Annotated in this window: 13 protein-coding genes; 2 read left to right on the forward strand and 11 right to left on the reverse strand. The window is 70.4% G+C overall.

The annotated features are described in order from the left end of the window. Nucleotides 1-103: 103 nt before the first annotated feature. Together BLW84_RS02710 and BLW84_RS02715 are read right to left on the reverse strand one after the other, a co-directional pair. Nucleotides 104-1,054: a D-alanine--D-alanine ligase family protein gene (locus tag BLW84_RS02710; RefSeq protein ID WP_093260848.1), complete on the reverse strand. Its 951-nt coding sequence runs from the start codon at nucleotides 1,052-1,054 to the stop codon at nucleotides 104-106. Between the two features lie 97 nt (nucleotides 1,055-1,151). Then, the gene (locus BLW84_RS02715; protein ID WP_093260850.1) at nucleotides 1,152-2,495 is read right to left on the reverse strand and encodes an aminotransferase-like domain-containing protein; all 1,344 of its coding nucleotides are present in this window, start codon (nucleotides 2,493-2,495) and stop codon (nucleotides 1,152-1,154) included. A 329-nt stretch (nucleotides 2,496-2,824) separates the two neighbouring features. Here BLW84_RS02715 and BLW84_RS02720 point away from each other — a divergent pair, with 329 nt between their 5' ends. Next, nucleotides 2,825-3,451: a GNAT family N-acetyltransferase gene (locus BLW84_RS02720; RefSeq protein ID WP_093260852.1), complete on the forward strand. Its 627-nt coding sequence runs from the start codon at nucleotides 2,825-2,827 to the stop codon at nucleotides 3,449-3,451. Between the two features lie 313 nt (nucleotides 3,452-3,764). Here BLW84_RS02720 and BLW84_RS02725 read toward each other — a convergent pair whose 3' ends face one another. The 9 genes from BLW84_RS02725 to BLW84_RS02765 form a co-directional block, all read right to left on the reverse strand. Next, complete coding sequence (locus tag BLW84_RS02725; protein WP_093260854.1) at nucleotides 3,765-4,913, reverse strand: N-acetylmuramoyl-L-alanine amidase; 1,149 nt, start codon at nucleotides 4,911-4,913, stop codon at nucleotides 3,765-3,767. Nucleotides 4,914-5,201: 288 nt separating this feature from the next. Next, the gene (trxA, locus tag BLW84_RS02730) at nucleotides 5,202-5,531 is read right to left on the reverse strand and encodes a thioredoxin (protein ID WP_093260857.1); all 330 of its coding nucleotides are present in this window, start codon (nucleotides 5,529-5,531) and stop codon (nucleotides 5,202-5,204) included. Nucleotides 5,532-5,565: 34 nt separating this feature from the next. Then, nucleotides 5,566-6,531: a thioredoxin-disulfide reductase gene (gene trxB, locus BLW84_RS02735; protein WP_093260859.1), complete on the reverse strand. Its 966-nt coding sequence runs from the start codon at nucleotides 6,529-6,531 to the stop codon at nucleotides 5,566-5,568. 170 nt (nucleotides 6,532-6,701) lie between these two features. Beyond that, nucleotides 6,702-7,502 carry an anti-sigma factor gene (locus BLW84_RS02740; protein WP_177226236.1) on the reverse strand — a complete coding sequence of 267 codons (801 nt, stop codon included), beginning with the start codon at nucleotides 7,500-7,502 and terminating at the stop codon, nucleotides 6,702-6,704. Beyond that, nucleotides 7,499-8,107, reverse strand: coding sequence for an RNA polymerase sigma factor SigM (gene sigM, locus BLW84_RS02745; protein ID WP_093260861.1), 609 nt, complete (start codon nucleotides 8,105-8,107; stop codon nucleotides 7,499-7,501). The genes BLW84_RS02740 and sigM overlap by 4 nt, the downstream gene beginning before the upstream one ends. Before the next feature lie 350 nt (nucleotides 8,108-8,457). After that, nucleotides 8,458-10,035, reverse strand: a complete 1,578-nt coding sequence (locus BLW84_RS02750) for a protein kinase family protein (RefSeq protein WP_093260863.1) — start codon at nucleotides 10,033-10,035, stop codon at nucleotides 8,458-8,460. 97 nt (nucleotides 10,036-10,132) lie between these two features. Then, nucleotides 10,133-11,878, reverse strand: a complete 1,746-nt coding sequence (gene murJ, locus BLW84_RS02755; protein ID WP_093260865.1) for a murein biosynthesis integral membrane protein MurJ — start codon at nucleotides 11,876-11,878, stop codon at nucleotides 10,133-10,135. A 224-nt stretch (nucleotides 11,879-12,102) separates the two neighbouring features. Then, nucleotides 12,103-14,364, reverse strand: a complete 2,262-nt coding sequence (locus tag BLW84_RS02760; protein WP_093260867.1) for a DUF6049 family protein — start codon at nucleotides 14,362-14,364, stop codon at nucleotides 12,103-12,105. After that, nucleotides 14,361-14,918 (reverse strand): NUDIX hydrolase, encoded by a 558-nt coding sequence (locus tag BLW84_RS02765; RefSeq protein WP_093260869.1) that lies wholly within the window; start codon nucleotides 14,916-14,918, stop codon nucleotides 14,361-14,363. Before BLW84_RS02765 ends, BLW84_RS02760 begins: the two co-directional genes overlap by 4 nt. 261 nt (nucleotides 14,919-15,179) lie before the next feature. Here BLW84_RS02765 and BLW84_RS02770 point away from each other — a divergent pair, with 261 nt between their 5' ends. Beyond that, the gene (locus BLW84_RS02770; RefSeq protein ID WP_093261118.1) at nucleotides 15,180-16,628 is read left to right on the forward strand and encodes a CCA tRNA nucleotidyltransferase; all 1,449 of its coding nucleotides are present in this window, start codon (nucleotides 15,180-15,182) and stop codon (nucleotides 16,626-16,628) included. Nucleotides 16,629-16,694 lie beyond the last annotated feature (66 nt).

Here is a 16,694-nt window from a genome sequence, read left to right on the forward strand (position 1 = left end):
CGGTGACGATGACTTTGAGTGATTGAAAATCACCGTTGGTGGTCAAAAGTAGAGGGCCGGTCTCATCGGAGACCGGCCCTCTTGTTTCACGTGAAACGGCGGATCATTGCGATCGCGCGATCGCCCGCTCGACGAGAGTCGCGAAGACCTCCCCCAGCGACCGGCCGGCGGCCTCGACCGCCATCGGCAGCAGTGAGGTCTCGGTCAGCCCGGGCGACACGTTGACTTCCAGGAAGTGCGGCGTCCCGTCGCGGTCGATGATCGCGTCGGTCCGGGAGACGTCGCGGAGGCCGAGCAGCCGGTGCGCGGCGATCGCCAACTCGCCCGCAGCGGCGGCGGCCTCCGGCGAGACTTCGGCGGGAGCGCGGTAGCTCGTGAGCCCGGCGGTGTATCGGGCGGTGTAGTCGTAAACCCCGTCCGCCGGTTCGATCTGCACCGCGGGCAGGGCTTCCGGGCCGTCCGGCCCGTCGATGACGGTGATCGCCACCTCGGTGCCCTCCACGAACTGCTCGACGAGCACCGCGTCTCCGTAGGACAGTGCGCCCACCATCGCCGACGGGAGCTCCGCGGCGTCACGCACCACGTGCGCGCCCAGCGCCGACCCGCCCTGGTCCGGCTTGAGCATCAAGGGCAGCCCCAGCTTCGCCACGAGCGAGTCCAGCACCGCCTGCGCGCCGAGCTCGCGGAAGGTGGCGTGCGGCAGCGCGACCCAGTCCGGGGTGGCCAGTCCGGCACGCGCCAGCTCGGCCTTGGCGGTGGGCTTGTCCCACGCCCTGCGGCACGCGTGCGGGCCGGTGCCGACGTACGGGACGCCGATCATGTCCAGCACGGCCTGAACCGCGCCGTTCTCCCCTTCCCCGCCGTGGAGGGCGACCACGACCGCATCGGGGCGCTCCTGCTCGATGCGGGACAGCAGCCGGGCGTCCGCATCCCACTCTGCGACGGTCACGCCGACCGAGCGCAGCGCGGCGGACAATCGACGCCCGGAGCGCAACGACACCTCGCGCTCGTGCGACAGCCCTCCGGCGAGCACGGCAACCCAGCGATCAGACACTCAGCACACCCCTGGAAAGTAGTAGTCCACTGTGCCCAGGATGACTCCTGGTGCACAGTGGACTGTTTGGATTTCGGGCCAGGATTCGGCGAAAACTCTACGCGGTGTCGGGCGACGGGGCCTGCGGACCTTGCACGCTGCGCTGCGGCACCGTGCCGAAGGTTCGCACCAGCTCCATCTCCTCGGTCAGCGTGTTGGCCAGCCGCCGCACGCCCTCGCGGATCCGCTCCGGCGTCGGGTAGCAGAACGACAGCCGCATCTGCCGGCTGCCGAACCCGTCGTGGTAGAAGCCGGTACCCGACACGTACGCGACGCGCTGGGTCACCGCGCGCGGCAGCATCGCCTTGGTGTCCACGCCCTCCGGCACGGTCAGCCAGACGAAGAAGCCGCCGTCCGGGCGCGTCCACGTGCAGCCCGGGGGCATGTACTGCTCCAGCGCGCTGAGCATCGCGTCGCGGCGCTCCCGGTACTGCTCCTGGAAGATCTTGATCTGCCCCTGCCAGTCGTGCGTGCTCAGGTAGCGGGACACGATCATCTGGTTCAGCGTGGGCGGGCACAGCGTGGCCGACTCCGCGGTCAGCACCAGCTTCTCCCGGATCGCGTGCGGCGCCAGCACCCAGCCGACCCGCAGGCCCGAGGCGAAGGTCTTGGAGAACGAACCGAGGTACACGACGTTGTCCGCGTCCATGCTGCGCAGCGCCGGGTGCGGCTGGCCGTCGAAGCCGAGCAGGCCGTACGGGTTGTCCTCCACCACGAGGATGCCGTGCTGGGCGCAGATCTCCAGGATCTCGGCGCGCCGCGGCAGGGCCAGCGTGATGCCGCCAGGGTTGTGGAAGTTCGGGATCGTGTAGAGGAACTTGATCCGCTTGCCCTGGGCGTTGACGTTGGCGATGGCCTGGCGCAGCGCGTCGGGCTGCAGGCCGTCGTCGTCCATCGCGACGTGCACGACCTCGGCCTGGTAGGCGGCGAACGAGCCGAGCGCGCCGACGTAGGACGGGCCCTCGGCGAGGATGACGTCGCCCGGGTCGCAGAAGATCCGGGTGACCATGTCCAGGGCCATCTGGGAGCCCGCGGTGACCATCACGTCGTCCGGGTGGGCGGAGATCCCCTCCAGCGCCATGACGTCGCAGATCTGCTCGCGCAGCTCCGGAACGCCGTGCGCGGAGCCGTACTGCAGCGCCACCTGGCCGTCGACGGAGATCAGCCGGGCGACCTCGGCGGCCAGCGAGTCCAGCGGCAGGGCGGCGAGGTTCGGCATTCCGCCGGCGAGGGATACCACCTCGGGGCGGCTGGCGACGGCGAAGAGAGCTCGGATCTCGGAGGCGGTCATCCCAGCGGTCCGCTCGGCGTAGTGCGCCCGGTACGCGTCCAGGTTGCGTGCGGGCTTCTCGGGCGAGCTGGGCTGTTCCGGCTTGGCCGGCTGGCTTCCGTGATCCGACATATCGCGCTCCGGTTTCGGTTGTGCGCTCTGGTCATCCCGTGGGGACGATCGGGCGATTCTATAGGTCCTATCGCCACAACCCCCGCGACATGTAACCAGTACCTCGGAATTGGAGCGGCTTTCGGCGGTGAGAGCGGCCGCGCCGAATTTCTCGTCGGAGCGCCGACGGTGCTGGTCCGCAGGTCCGTGCCGACCGGGCGGTAACCCATCTCACCCCATCGAGTCGCTGACGGTCAGCGCTGGCGCTTCCGGTCGCGGCCCGCGTCGGCTTATCCTGGCGACATTCCCGCCGGATGTGCGCGGGTTCGTGCGGGTTTCCAGGAGGTCAGGTGTCGCGACGCGTCGTCGGCGTCACGCTGGACAACCTCGACCACCTGCCCCAGCGGTGTCGCCGATGCGTTTTCTGGGAGTTGGCGCCGCACGTCCGGGAGCAGGCCGAGGAGTTCGGCGAGACCGAACTGGAGAAGGAAGCTTGGGTCTCCAGCGTGCTGCTGGAGTGGGGCTCCTGCGGCCGCATCATCTACGTGGACGGGGTTCCGGCGGGCTACGCCATGTACGCCCCGCCCGCGGCCGTGCCGCGGGCCGGAGCCTTCCCCACCGCGCCGGTGAGCGCCGATGCCGTGCTGCTCACGGCGCTGCGCGTGCAGCCCGAGTACGAGCACGGCGGGCTGGGGCGCATTCTGGTGCAGAACGTGGCGAAGGACCTCACCCGGCGCGGCGTGAGGGCCGTGGAGGCGTTCGGCGACCTGACGGGCTCGGTCTCGGGCTGCGTGATCCCGGCCGGCTTCCTGCAGCAGGTGGGTTTCAAGACGGTCCGCCAGCACCCCAAGTGGCCCCGGATGCGGCTGGAACTGCGCACCGCGATCTCCTGGAAGGAAGACGTGGAAGCGGCGCTGGAGCGGCTGCTGAGCTCGGTGACGATCAAGACGGCGGAACCGATGGTCGGCGGCGCCTGACCCGCGACCCGCCTCCAGAGGCGCCCTGGCCGCCCGGAGTGGTCAAGTCGCCAAGTCGACAAATCCCCACCGGAACTTCCGCATCGCAGAACCCGAGTTCCGTTTGCCGCAGGCAGTCGCATAGCCCACCCACGCAGCTCGCACCGCCGCGGGTTCTCAGCGTTCGCCTGGCGAGGACGGCCCCACCGCCGTGCATCGGACATACATCAGGTTGGGCACCCACAGTCCAGGCGGACGCTGAGGTTCCGCCACCCGCACCACCACGCAGAACGAGGAAAAAACCCTCATTGAAAATGCGGTCGACCAGGGGTGGTCAGGCGCCTTCGGCTCGGGCGAGCTCGTGGCGCAGCAGGTCGTCGAAGGTGAAGGTGCCCGTGGGCTGGTCGTCCTTGCCCAGCAGGTACAGCCGCTTCACCGCGACCAGCAGGCCCTCCGCCACGACGTCCCGGAACGCCGGGTCCAGCAGCCGGCTGCGGTCCCGGGCGTTGGTCAGGTAGCCGATCTCCATCCGCACCGCGGGCATCCGGGTCAGCCGCAGCACGTCCCAGGTCTTCGGGTGGGTGTGGCAGTCCCGCATCCCCGTGCGGGCGACGATCTCGCGCTGCAGGAAGCCCGCCAGGGCCTCGCCCACGGTAGACGTGGTGCCGTTGCCGGTGCCGAAGTGGAAGCTGGCCACGCCCTCCGCCAGCGGCGAGCGGTTGGCGTCGATGTGCAGCGACAGGAACATGTCGGCGCCGGCCTCGTTGGCGAAGCCGGCCCGGTCGGCGTCCGGCGGGCTCGCATTGGGGCCGCGGGTGATCAGCGCTTCCATCCCGGTGGCGACCATCCGGCCTTCCAGCCGACGGGCCAGGTCCCAGGTCAGGTCGGCCTCGTGCACGTTGCCCAGGCAGACCCCGCGATCCGCGCCGCCGTGCCCCGGATCGATCACGATCCGCTTGCCCCGCAGCCGCGGACCGGCACGCCGGACCTTCTCCTGCTCCCGCAGGAACACCGGTCGGCCGCCGCGTACCTTCGGCGCGAGCTGCTTGAGCGCCCGCAGCGTGCCCGGCCCGCAGATGCCGTCCGGGTTCAGCCCGTAGTCCCGCTGGAAGCTGCGCAGCGCCTGCTCGGTCTCGCGGCCGAAGATGCCGTCCGGGCGGCCCGCGTCGAAGCCGAGCTCCAGCAGCCGCTCCTGCAGCGCGAAGACGTCGTCGCCGCTGATCGGCTTGGACACCAGGAAGGCCAGCGAGCGGTCGCCGAGCCGCCAGCGCGCGTCCGTCAGCGCCCGGTACGTCGCCGGGCCGACGACGCCGTCGGTGATCAACCCGCGTTGTTGCTGGAAGACCCGGACCGCTTGTTCCACCGCTTCGTCGTAGATCACCGGTCCCGTCCGACCGTTGGACGGAAGCAGACCCAACGCCGCAAGAGTGTTCTTGATCTCGGCAACGGCCGGACCGACGTCACCGCGGTGGAGCAGCTGCATGCACTCCTCGCTCGATTCAGGCGCCGGCTTTGGCACCGACGCGAAGGATGGCCGGGGATACCCGGGGTCCTGTTCTGCGTGCCGGGTCCGGAAGGCGGACCCGTCGGGTCATTGTGCCTTGTGTACCGGGACCCGGCGCTGCGGCCCACGGCCACCGGGGCGGACGTGCGACAACGGTCCGTGGGTGGGTGATCTCGTTGAGTGCGCGAAAACACGATCCCGCCGTCACTGTCCTATCGGAGAGACGGCGGGACCGCGTTATTCGGTTGCGTCAGATGGAGGCCGATTTCACAGATATTCGGACAGATCCGACTCCAGCGCGGCCTTCGGCTTGGCGCCGACGATCTGCTTGACCGGCTGGCCCTTGTCGAACAGCAGCAGCGTCGGGATGGACATCACCTGGTAGTCGCGCTGCAGGCTGGGGTTCGCGTCGATGTCCAGCTTCGCGACGGTGATCTTGTCCTTGTGCTCGCCGGCGATCTGCTCGAGCACCGGGGCGACCATCTTGCACGGGCCGCACCAAGTGGCCCAGAAGTCGACCAGGACCGGCTTGTCGCTGTCCAGGACCTTCTCCTTGAACGTGCTCTCGTCGACGACCACCGTGTTGGTGTCGGCCATGTTCCTCTCCCTCTTGGTTGGTGCTGCCTGGAGTTCAGTTAGCCGAGCCGCCGACGAGCTCGGCCGCCGGCACGTCGTGCTCGGCGAGCCAGCGCTCGGCGTCCATGGCCGCGGAGCAGCCGGAACCCGCGGCGGTGATCGCCTGCCGGTAGGTGTGGTCCACCAGGTCGCCCGCGGCGAACACGCCGGGGAGGCCGGTGTGCGTGGTGGGCTGCTGGACCTGCACGTAGCCCTCGTCGTCCACGCTGACCTGGTCGCGCACCAGCTCGCTGCGCGGGTCGTGGCCGATGGCGACGAACATGCCGCTCACGTCCAGCTCGGAGACCTCGCCGGTGACCGTGTCGCGCAGTTTCAGGCCACTGACGGTGGTGTCGCCGATGACCTCGGTGACCGCCTTGTTGGTCAGCCACTTGATCTTCTCGTTGGCCCGCGCGCGCTCCAGCATGATCTTGGAGGCGCGGAACTCTCCGCGGCGGTGGATGATCGTCACCGACCGCGCGAAGCGGGTCAGGAAGGTGGCCTCCTCCATCGCGGAGTCACCGCCGCCGATGACGGCGATGTCCTGGTCGCGGAAGAAGAACCCGTCGCAGGTGGCGCAGGCGGAGACGCCGCGGCCGAGCAGCCGCTCCTCGCCTGGCACGCCGAGGTAGCGGGCGGCCGCGCCCATCGCCAGGATGACGGCCTTCGCGCGGTACTCGACGCCGTTGGCCAGCACGGTCTTGACCTGGCCGGTCAGGTCGAGGCGTTCGACGTCCTCGGCCCGCAGCTCGGCGCCGAAGCGCTCGGCCTGGGACCGCATCTCCTGCATCAGGTCGGGACCCATGATCCCCTCCCGGAAGCCCGGGAAGTTCTCCACTTCGGTGGTGGTCATCAACGCGCCACCGAACTGGGTGCCCTCGAAGACGAGTGGTTCGAGCTCCGCCCGTGCGGCGTACACCGCAGCGGTGTACCCGGCAGGGCCAGAGCCCACGATGATCACGTTGCGGACGTCGTCAGTCACCGCGCCCCTTCCGTCGTAGCGTCTCCGCCGCGCTCGGCGCGCGACCGTACCCGGCTCAACGCGATCCTATTCGGGTCTGTTCCCGATCACGGAGACGCCGTGCGTCAGGGCACAGCGAAGCCGGCTCCCGTCCCATGGACCGGGAGCCGGCGCTGCTGCGTTCCGGCGGCTCAGCCGCCGAAGGTGGAATCCGAGATCTTGGCCGGGTTGCCCGGGCCGCAGTCCGGTCCGACCGCTAAGAGGCGGAACTTGCCGAGGCCGCCTCCGGGCAGGATCAGCAGCTGGGCAGGGTTCCCGTTGAGCGTGATCTCCCGAGCCCCGAGCGGCTTGCCGCCCGTGACGCCGTTGGCCTGCAGGCAGCCGATGAGCCGCTGCGGATCGGCCAGCGCGCTGCTGTACTGCTCCGATTGCATGATCTCGCCGAACTGCTCGCCGTTCAGCGTGACCTGATCGCCCTGCAGCGCCAGCGGTGCTGGTCTGCCGGTCGTCGTGCCGGGCTGTGCCTGGTTGCTGCCGGCGTCCGTGTTGCCCGGCAGGACCGAGAACACCACCGCGGCGGCCGCCGCGGCCACGCCGACCAGTCCGGCGCCCAGCGTGATCTTCCGCCGGCGGCGCTGCTTGGCCGCCGCGAAGTCGATCACCTGACCACCTTGCTCGGCGGCTGGTGCGGGCTCGGCCGGTGCCGCAGCACTGCTCTGCTCCTGGGCCCAGGCCCGGACCTCGTCCTCCAGCGCGGCGTCGATGCGTGCCGCGACGTCGTCCGGGATCGTCAGCGGCGGCAGTGCCGCCAGATCGGAACTGGTGGCGTCCAACGCCGCCAGGATCTCCCGTGCCTCCGGGTCATCCTGGACCTGGACGCGCAGTTGATCGGCGGTCTGCTGGTCCAGCACCCCCGCGTGCAGATCGGCCAGCAGGTCCAGGGACCACGGTGGTCCCTGCGGCGCCCCCGTGCGCCGTTGTTCACCACTCATCGTCCCTCCCGTCGACGGATGGCCATCGCGTCATCTGGGACGTTCGCATCTGCACTTGGGTTCCGCAGGTGCCCCAGAAGTTTGGCGAGTTTGGCCCGACCACGTGCGCACCGGCTCTTGACGGTGCCCTCCGCAACGCCCAGCATGACCGCGGTCTCCGCCACGGAGTATCCCTCCACGTCCACCAGCACGATCGCGGAGCGTTGATCTTCGGGGAGTTCGGCGAGCGCCTCCTGAACGGCCATCCTGGTGTCCTGTTCGGCGATCGCGTCGCGCGGCACCGCCGGTTCGGTGGGGCCGGTTTCCGGAAGGGGGACGGTGGGACGGGCCTGGCGGCGGCGGATCCGGTCGAGGCAAGCGTTCACCACGATCCGGTGCAGCCAGGTGGTCACCTGGGATTCGGCGCGGAAGGACGACGCGTTTCGGAAGGCCGAGATCATCGCGTCCTGAAGCGCATCCGCGGCGTCTTCGTGATCGCGCATGGTCCGCAGCGCAACCGCCCACAGCCGATCCCGATGTCGGCGGAAGAGCTCGGAGAACGCATGTGGATCTCCGTTGGTATGCGCCGCTATGAGTTCGGCGTCCGAGCTGACGGGGACAGACACGGAACAGGACTTTACTGTTCGTGTGAATCGGCACACCCGCCCCACTGACGAGTGGCGGATCTCCCGTGCTCAGACGTCGTTGCCGATGGGCCGGGTCGGCTTCGGATCGAGTGATTCGGTGCAGCCCCGCAGAGGCGGGCGACGCGGGGAGGCCGGTCCGGATGATCCTGGATACACGCGATCGGCGGTTGGCTGTGGAACCTCGGCCCCGTCAGAATCCCTCTGCTGCGCAGCGTTACTGGGGTCTCGCGGCGAGTGACATCGGCTGGTTCGCTGAATACTGCGCGAGCATTCAGTAGTTCGATCGCTGCTTCGTCCCCGCACAGCCGTCGTGCGGGGACGAAGCACGTTCAGCCTGCGGTGCCGTTGACCGTGATCTCGTTGATCTGGGCGGCGTACCCGCCGTCCTTGGGGATCAGCTGCTTGATCACGACCAGGATCTGCTGCATCGAGGAGCTTGCGTTCAGCTTGATCGGGGTGTCGCCATTGCCGAGCGTCGCCGATCCCAGCAGCGTGCCGCCGTCCGCGCTCGGAGTCCCGTCGACCGTCCGGACTTCGACGACGGTGCCGGCGCTCAACGAGTTGATCAGGACTTCCTGCGGCACTGCGGCGTGCTGGAAGGTCAGCACGGCGCCCGTTCCGGGGCTGATCCCGCCGGCGCCGAGCTGCTGGTTGTAGCGGGAGGTTCCCCAGTCGGTGGCCGGGTCGCCGTCGACGATGTTGCGAAGCCGCCCAGGATTGTCCGGCGAGCCGTTGCCGCTGAACTGCGTTGCGCTGCTGACCGGAATCTTGATCAGATTCGCCGAGGGCTGGCCGGGCGGCGGCTGGCCCTCGGGGTGGTTGCCGGATTCGCCGATGACCTGGCCCGTGCCTCGGTTGGCGTTGTTCTCGGTGAACATGCCGATCAGGGACGCCGCGATCCAGCCGACCACCAGCAGCGTGGCCACCGCGAGCACGCCGACGCTGATCATCAGCTTCTTGCGCTTCTCCTGGTCCGGCTTCGGGTCCTCGCGCCGCCAGACCTCGTTGCTCTCGGTGGCCTGCCCGCTCTGCCCCACCGAGCTGGTGGTTTCGAAGGTCGCGTGCTGCTCCAGCACGCGGAGCACGGCGGCACCGGTGCGGACGCCGCCGGTGGTGCCCGTGGAATCGGGGTTGCCCAGCGCGCGCACCGCGACCGTGGACAGCTCCAGCGGCACGGTCGGGCGCAGCGTGCGCGGCGCGACCAGGTTGCCGTCGGGGCCGGTCGGCGCGGCCGGCAGGCCCTCGGGCGCGGGCCCAAGTGCCCAGCGGCCGGTCAGCAGCAGGTACAGCGCGGAGCCGAGGCCGCGCACGTCGTCGCTGGACGTGGCCTGCGCCATCGGGCCGGGGAAGGCCATCCGGATCTCGCCGTCCGGCGTGACCCGGATCCGCTGCGGGTGGTCGGCACCCAGCACCAGTCCGGCGTGGTGCGCCGCCTCGACCGCGGCGGCCAGCGGCTGCAGCAGCCGGGCCGCGGTGCCGGGCGGCAGCGGGCCCTCGGCGACCAGGTCGAGCAGGTCGGTGCCGTGGGTCCACTCGGCGATCACGATGCCGAGCACGCCGGTCGGATCGCTGGACGACTGCGTGACGACGTCGAGCACCCGCGCGACGCCGATGTGGTTAAAAGTGCTCGCGTGCATCGCGCGTTCCAGGGTCCGGCGCGCGTTCGACGCCGCCTCGGAATCCGAGCGGTCGCCGACCAGGACCGTGAGCGCGACATCGCGCCCGAGCACGCCGTCCTTGGCCCGCCACAGCTGCACGTTGCACCGGTCGTCGACGCCTGCCTGGGAAAGGAGCCGATATCGGCCATGATCCAGTACGCGGCCAGGGGTCAGCGCCTGCTCGGTCGAACCCTCGTCGCCGGACTCGTCGCGTTCCGCCGCGATCTGCTCGGTGGGTTTGCTGGTCACCTTCCCTCTCCCGCTCCTCCCGGTCCGCAAGGGGTTGCGTGCCACCCCTATTCCCCACGGAAGGAGACTTCGCCAACGAGGGTACGTGACGCGGAAGTCAGCGACGACGCAGCAAACCGGTGAGCCGCCCGATCGCAGGCTGGAGTTCCGTCACCCGCAGCAAGGACATCAGGCCGAAGATCGCCGCGAAACCGACCAGCATGCCGACGAACAGCTGCAACCATCCCGTTCCCGCGCCGGCGGGTCCGGGGATCAGCGCGTCCACGCCGAGCGTGCTCGCCCAGGCGACGAGTCCACCCAGCACCGAGGCCGTCAACGTTTTTGCCAGTGTGACAAGGAAACGCCGGCTGCCCAGCGGGCCGAGCCGGTGCCGCAGCCAGGCTTCGCCGACCAACCAACCGACCACGAACGTGAACGAGTTGACGAAGCACAGACCGAACACCACGTTCTCGGGCGCGAGCACCGCGGGCAGTGCGAAGGCCATCAGCACCTTCACGACGGTCATCACGACCATGATCAGGGTGGGGGTGCGCGCGTCGTTGAACGCGTTGAACGTGCGCATCTGCATCATCGTCAGCGCGTAGGGCAGCACGCCGAACGCGGAGACGGCCAGGCTGAGCCCGAGGGTGTTGGCCTGTTCGAGCAGGTCGGGCTTGACCGTCGTGAAGAGGGCCACCGCCAGCGGCACACCGAGCACGGTCATGACCGCGCTGATCGGCAGCAAGGTCACAGTGGACAGTCGGTTGCCCAGCGAGAGGTCGCCGATCACCTTGGCGTTGTCGCCGTCCGCGGCGGCGGCGCTCATCCGTGGCAGGATCGCGGTCATGATCGAGAAGCCGATCACGCCGTAGGGCAGCTGCAGCAGCATCCACGCGTAGTTGTAGGTCGACAGGGCGCCGCCGGCGGCACCGGTGGCCACCCGGGTGAGCGCCCAGAGCCCCACCTGGCTGACCGCCACGTAACCGAGCATCCACAGCGCGAGCCCGCCGAACTCCGACAGCCGCGGGTCCCAGCCCCACCGCCAGCGGAACCGGAACCCGGTCTTGCGCAGCGCGGGCACCTGCACCGCGGCCTGGCAGAGCACACCGAGGGTGACGCCGACGCCCAGCACGAGCAGGTGCGCGTCGGTCATCGACACCGGGTCGAGCGAGAGTCGCCCCGGCAGCAGCACGTAGACGCCGATGGTGACGATCACGACCAGGTTGTTCAACACCGGCGCCCAGGCCGGCGGGCTGAAGATCTGCTTGGCCTGCAGGATCGCGCCGACCAGCGCGCTGATGCCATAGAAGAAGATCTGCGGCAGCAGCAGGTACGCGAAGGCGCTGACCAGATCCCGGTTGGAGGCGTCGGAATCGGTGACCAGCGCCCAGGTCAGGATCGGCGTGCAGAGCATCGCCACCAGCGTGCCGAGCGCCAGGACCACCGTGGCCAGCGTCATCAGCGTCTGGACGAACCGCTCACCGCCGTCGGCGTCGGACTTCTTCGCCCGCACCAGCACCGGCACCACGACGCTGGTCAGCACGCCGCCGATGAGCAGCTCGAAGAGCATGTTCGGCATCGTGTTGGCCACGTTGAACGAGTCGTTCTCGACCGCGAAGCCGATCGCCCCGGCCAGCATCAGCTTCCACAGGAAGCCGGTGATCCGGCTGGTCAGGGTCGCGATGGCCATCGATCCGCTGGCCTTGAGCAGCGACGGCTTGCCCGGCGAGACCGGGCGGATCACCTGCGTCTGCTCGGCGGCCTGCTCCATGGCCTGGTTGATGCCGGGCTCCGGCGGCACCACCGGGATCGGCTGGGTCTCCGCGACGTGCCAGCCGCGCGGCACTCCCGGCGCCTGGGGCATGGGGCCAGGGCGGCGGATCGGCGCGGTCTGGTGGGCGTCGGGGCGTGGCGCTGGGCGCGGCGCGGGCCTGGGCGGCCCGGGGTTACCGCCGATCCGCCCGGCATCCCTGTCTCGGTTCACTGCCTCAAATCCTTCGCCCCTCGGCACACCGAGTGCACGCACCGGTCCTGTCGTTCGATCGAGGTCCACCCCTACGAGTGATGGGCGTGACCCCGCTCAGGATCTCAGTTCCGGTTCCGATCACCGTCGGTGGTGGCGATGTGGGCGGCTTCGGACGTGCTGTCCTGCGGCGCGCCGTTCGCCGCCGCGTCGGTGGATTCCGCCGGCTCCGCGGCGTCGGCCGCGGCGGCGGCCTCGGCCCGGCGACGCCTGGCCAGGGCCCGCTTGATGATCCGCATCGCCGACATCAGCACCAGCAACGCGGCCGCGATCCCGGTGAGGATCGGGATCAGGGCGCCGTAGTTGCTGGATTCGATCTGCAGCCGCTTGGTGGTGCCGAGCTGGGTGCCCGCCTGCGTGGTCGTGGTCACGTCGATGGTGAACTTGCCTGCTCGCTGCGCGTTGGCCTGCAGCAGGAACTGGCGCCGCCCGTTGGCCGGGATGGACAGCGTGCCGCCGAAGTCCTGCTGGATCTGGACACCGGGCACCGGCGGGATCCGGAACACCACGTGCACCGTGACCGGCAGGTCGTTGACCACGGTCACCGGGATCGGGCTGTCGGCCGAATCCCACCGCATGACCTTGCCCTCGAAGTGCTCGACGCGGACCTGCCCGAGCACGTCGTCGATCGCGACGCCCGCCCGGTCGACCCATTCGCGGGCCGCGTCCGGGTTGCCGCGCCAGGCGCTGGAGGCCCCGCGCAGCAGGCCGCTGAGCAGCGGCGTGGTGACATCGGCCGGGTAGACCTGCCGGGCCGGGTCCTTCGCGGTGGACCGGAACAGGTCGCCGACCTTGAAGTTCTGCGCGGCGAGCTGTTCGAGCACCGGCTGCGGGATCTCCGCCGAGCCGGCGTCCACCGGGTAGTCGAGGTCGGCCTCCGGGAGCGTCTCCGGGGCCGGCTCGGGCACCGGGACGAGCCGGATCAGCCCGGCCTCGTTCAGCTGCTGCATGCCATCGAGCAGGGCGCGCAGGTCATCGCCGCGGAGGTTCCAGCGGCGCGGCGGAGCCAGCACCGAGGTGGCATCCGGCACCCGGCCCTGCGTCGCGCGGAACGCCAGCGCGCCGAGCGCGTTCTGGGCGGACGGCAGCCCGTTCTCCCGCGGCGACAGCGCGGTGACCTTCATCTCCGTGTCGTGCAGCGGGTCGAGCGCGCTGGTCAGCAGCGGGTCGAGCGGGACGGCGGCCATGTCCTGGCCGCGCACCCGGACCGGCGACAGCGATCCGGGCGGGAGGTTCAGCGCCCGCGGCTCCAGCAGCTCGGTGCGGGGCAGATCGCCGATGGCCGGATCGGCGAGCGCGCCCTCCATCGGCCAGAGCAGGTTGCGCGGTTCGACGTTCAGGATGTCGCGCACCAGGGCGGTGCCGTCCATCGCGCCCTTCACCACGTCCGGCAGTCCGGCGCGGCCCAGCGCCACGATGTCGGTGTCGGCGTAGGGCAGCGCCGTCACGCAGCGCCCCTTGGTGGCCTCGCGCAGCTTGCTCAGCCACAGGCCGGCGGCGCCGGCGCCAATGCCCTCGACCAGCGAGTTGTTGGGCTGGCGCACCAGGTAGCCCTGCTGCATCGCACGGGCGGTGACCAGCAGGTCCGGGTCGACCGCGAAGCACAGGGCATTGCCCACCGGCGAGCCGGGCCCGGCTCGGTCGGTCACCGCCTGCACCAGGTCGTAGAGCCGGCCGCCGGGCGCGAGCGAGGCGGAGAGCTGGTCGTCCACCAGCACCGCGCGCATGCCGCCGATGGCCTCCCGCTCCAGCCGCGGGAAGTCCACGATCGGCACCAGCATGCTGGTATCGGTCGGCTGCTCCGGGCGCACCGGCTCGCCGCCCGGGGTGGCGAGCACCGGCAGCAGGAACTGGGCCTGGGCGATGCGTGCACGGCCGCCGCCGTTGGGCGCGCCATTGACGTTGACCAGCAGCGGGTACACGCCGGGCTGGCTGAGCTGCAGGGAGTTCGGGCCGGTCAGCGGGATGCGGAGCTCGACGGGGATCTGCTGCCCCGGTGCGAGCCGGGCGGTGACCGAGGTGAACGCGGGCTCGGTGACGGTGGCCGGGTCTTCCCGCAACGCCCGCTGGACCGCGGGTTCGGTGGTGGTCGCGTTGCCGCGCTGGACGCGGGCCTCGACGTTGTTGATCGGCTGATTGCTGGTGTTGGTCAGCCGGCCGGTGATGACGACCTCGCCCGGCGAACCGGGACCGACCACCGAAGGAGTGATCTTGGTCACGTCCAACGTGGTCGGTGGATCGCCTTGCGCGGCTGCCTGCGGCGCCGGGACCAGCGGAACCATCGCGCACAGCAACACCGCGACAAGCGCGGTAAGCAGAAACCTCACCCCGGCTCCGTTCCGCTACCTCGTGCCGGCCGGGCTCCGAGCCGCTCGCCCGCCTCGTTCGTTTCGCCGTCGCGCAGGCTCAGCGCGCGGCGCACCAGCCGACGTTCGTCGGCGTAGGCCAGTACCTCGTCCAGTTCACCAAGCGGCACCCACGCCACCTCGGTGACCTCCACGTCCTCGTCGGAAAGCTCTCCGCCCACCGCATCCAGCAGGAAGTGGTGCACGGTCTTGTGTATGCGCCGGTTGCCCGCGACGAACCAGTAGTCGATCGTGCCGATGGGGGCCACCACCCGGCCGATGATGCCGGTCTCCTCGGCGACCTCTCGCACCGCGGTCTGCTCCGCGGTCTCGCCCGCCTCGATGTGGCCCTTCGGCAGCGACCAGAGCAGTCGTCCCTTGCGGTCCAGCCTCCCGATGATCGCAGCGCGGCCTTCGGGGCCGTTCACCACCAGCCCACCGGCCGAGGTCTCGTCGACGGTCCGCAGCCTGCGCCGTCGGCGCCGGTTCCGACGCCCCGGCTGAGTACCGCCGGAGCGGCCGGGCGACGGGGGCATGCCGCCGATGGTAGTGCGATCAGCGCGTCCGAGTGGAGCTGGTAGTCCGGCGAACGGCCGTGGCCGGCCGCCCCCGGCGACCTCCCGCGATCCCGTTCGCACGGCTGGGTCAACGGGCTGCTCCGCTCGTCCGGCGCCGGAGTGGCCGAGTGCGCATGCGCGCATGCCGCAGGTAGCCGGTGGGGGCCTCCTGAGCAGCCGATACCCTGGTACATCGTGTCCCCCTCCGCACCGCACCACGACTCCGCCACGCCCGCCGAGCTGCAGGCTCGGGAGCGCCAAGCGCAGCGCAATGCCGTCGTGGAGCTGGTGAAGGTCGCGCCGATCGCCGAGGAGCTCGCGCAGCGCTTCGCCGCCGCGGGTCACCGGCTGTACCTGGTCGGCGGCAGCGTGCGGGATGCGCTGCTGGGCCGGCTGGGCACCGACCTGGACTTCACCACCGACGCGCACCCGGAGCAGGTCCGCGAGCTGCTGACCGGCTGGGCGGAGACGATCTGGGATACCGGGATCCAGTTCGGCACGCTCGGCGCGTACCGGCACGGCACGACCGTGGAGATCACGACGTTCCGCGCCGACACCTACGACGGGGTCGGCCGCAAGCCCGACGTCACCTTCGGCGACACCATCGAGGGCGACCTGGTGCGCCGCGACTTCACCGTGAACGCGATGGCCATCGAGCTGCCGGCGCGCACGTTCGTCGACCTGCACGGCGGCATGGCCGACCTGGCGGAGCGGCGACTGGACACCCCGGCCGCGCCGGAGGACTCCTTCGCCGACGATCCGCTGCGAATGCTGCGCGCCGCCCGCTTCGTCTCCCAGCTCGGCTTCACCGCGGCCGACCGGGTGGTGACGGCGATGACCGACATGGCCACCCAGATCACCCGGATCACCCCGGAGCGGGTGCATGTCGAGCTGTCCAAGCTGCTGTGCGGCGAGAACCCGCGGCGCGGCATCGAGCTGCTGGTGGAGACCGGGCTGGCCGACCACGTGCTGCCCGAGGTGCCGGCCATGAAGCTGGAGATCGACGAGCACCACCAGCACAAGGACGTCTACCGGCACTCGCTGACCGTGCTGGACCAGGCGATCGACCTGGAGCAGGCGGCCGACCCAGGCGGCGAGCCGGACCTGGTGCTGCGGCTGGCGGCGCTGCTGCACGACATCGGCAAGCCGGCCACCCGCCGGTTCGAGTCGGGCGGCGGCGTGAGCTTCCACCACCACGAGGTCGTCGGCGCGAAGATGGTCCGCAAGCGGCTGCGCGCGCTGCGGTACCCGAAGGACGTCATCAAGGACGTCGCCGACCTGGTGTTCCTGCACCTGCGCTTCCACGGCTACAGCGACGGCCAGTGGACCGACTCGGCGGTGCGCCGCTACGTCAACGACGCCGGCCCGCTGCTGCCCCGGCTGCACAAGCTGGTGCGCGCGGACTGCACGACCCGGAACAAGCGCAAGGCGTCGGCGCTGCAGCGGGCGTACGACGACCTGGAGGAGCGGATCGACCGGATCGCCGCGGCGGAGGACCTGGCGAAGGTCCGCCCGGATCTGGACGGCAACGAGATCATCCGGCTGCTCGGCGTCGAGCCCGGCCCGGTCGTGGGCCAGGCCTGGAAGCACCTGAAAGAGCTACGCCTGGACCGCGGCCCGATGTCCCACGACGAGGCCGTCGAGGAGCTGCTGAACTGGGCCCGCGAACAGGGCATCGAGGTTCCCTGAGTCGTCGGGGGCTCAGGCCCCGCTCGCCTGGAGGCGGAGAGATTTCCGCAGGTCAGAGAGTTTTAA

It is taken from the genome of Saccharopolyspora shandongensis, assembly GCF_900106995.1.
In the GTDB taxonomy this organism is placed as follows: Bacteria; Actinomycetota; Actinomycetes; order Mycobacteriales; family Pseudonocardiaceae; genus Saccharopolyspora; species Saccharopolyspora shandongensis.

Excerpts from the sequence above, each read along its gene's own strand:
- BLW84_RS02715 (WP_093260850.1), bottom strand. The coding sequence starts at position 2,495 with ATGTCGGATCACGGAAGCCAGCCGGCCAAGCCGGAACAGCCCAGCTCG.
- BLW84_RS02725 (WP_093260854.1), bottom strand. The coding sequence starts at position 4,913 with ATGCAGCTGCTCCACCGCGGTGACGTCGGTCCGGCCGTTGCCGAGATC.
- trxA (WP_093260857.1), bottom strand. The coding sequence starts at position 5,531 with ATGGCCGACACCAACACGGTGGTCGTCGACGAGAGCACGTTCAAGGAG.
- BLW84_RS02740 (WP_177226236.1), bottom strand. The coding sequence starts at position 7,502 with ATGAGTGGTGAACAACGGCGCACGGGGGCGCCGCAGGGACCACCGTGG.
- murJ (WP_093260865.1), bottom strand. The coding sequence starts at position 11,878 with ATGCCCCAGGCGCCGGGAGTGCCGCGCGGCTGGCACGTCGCGGAGACC.
- BLW84_RS02765 (WP_093260869.1), bottom strand. The coding sequence starts at position 14,918 with ATGCCCCCGTCGCCCGGCCGCTCCGGCGGTACTCAGCCGGGGCGTCGG.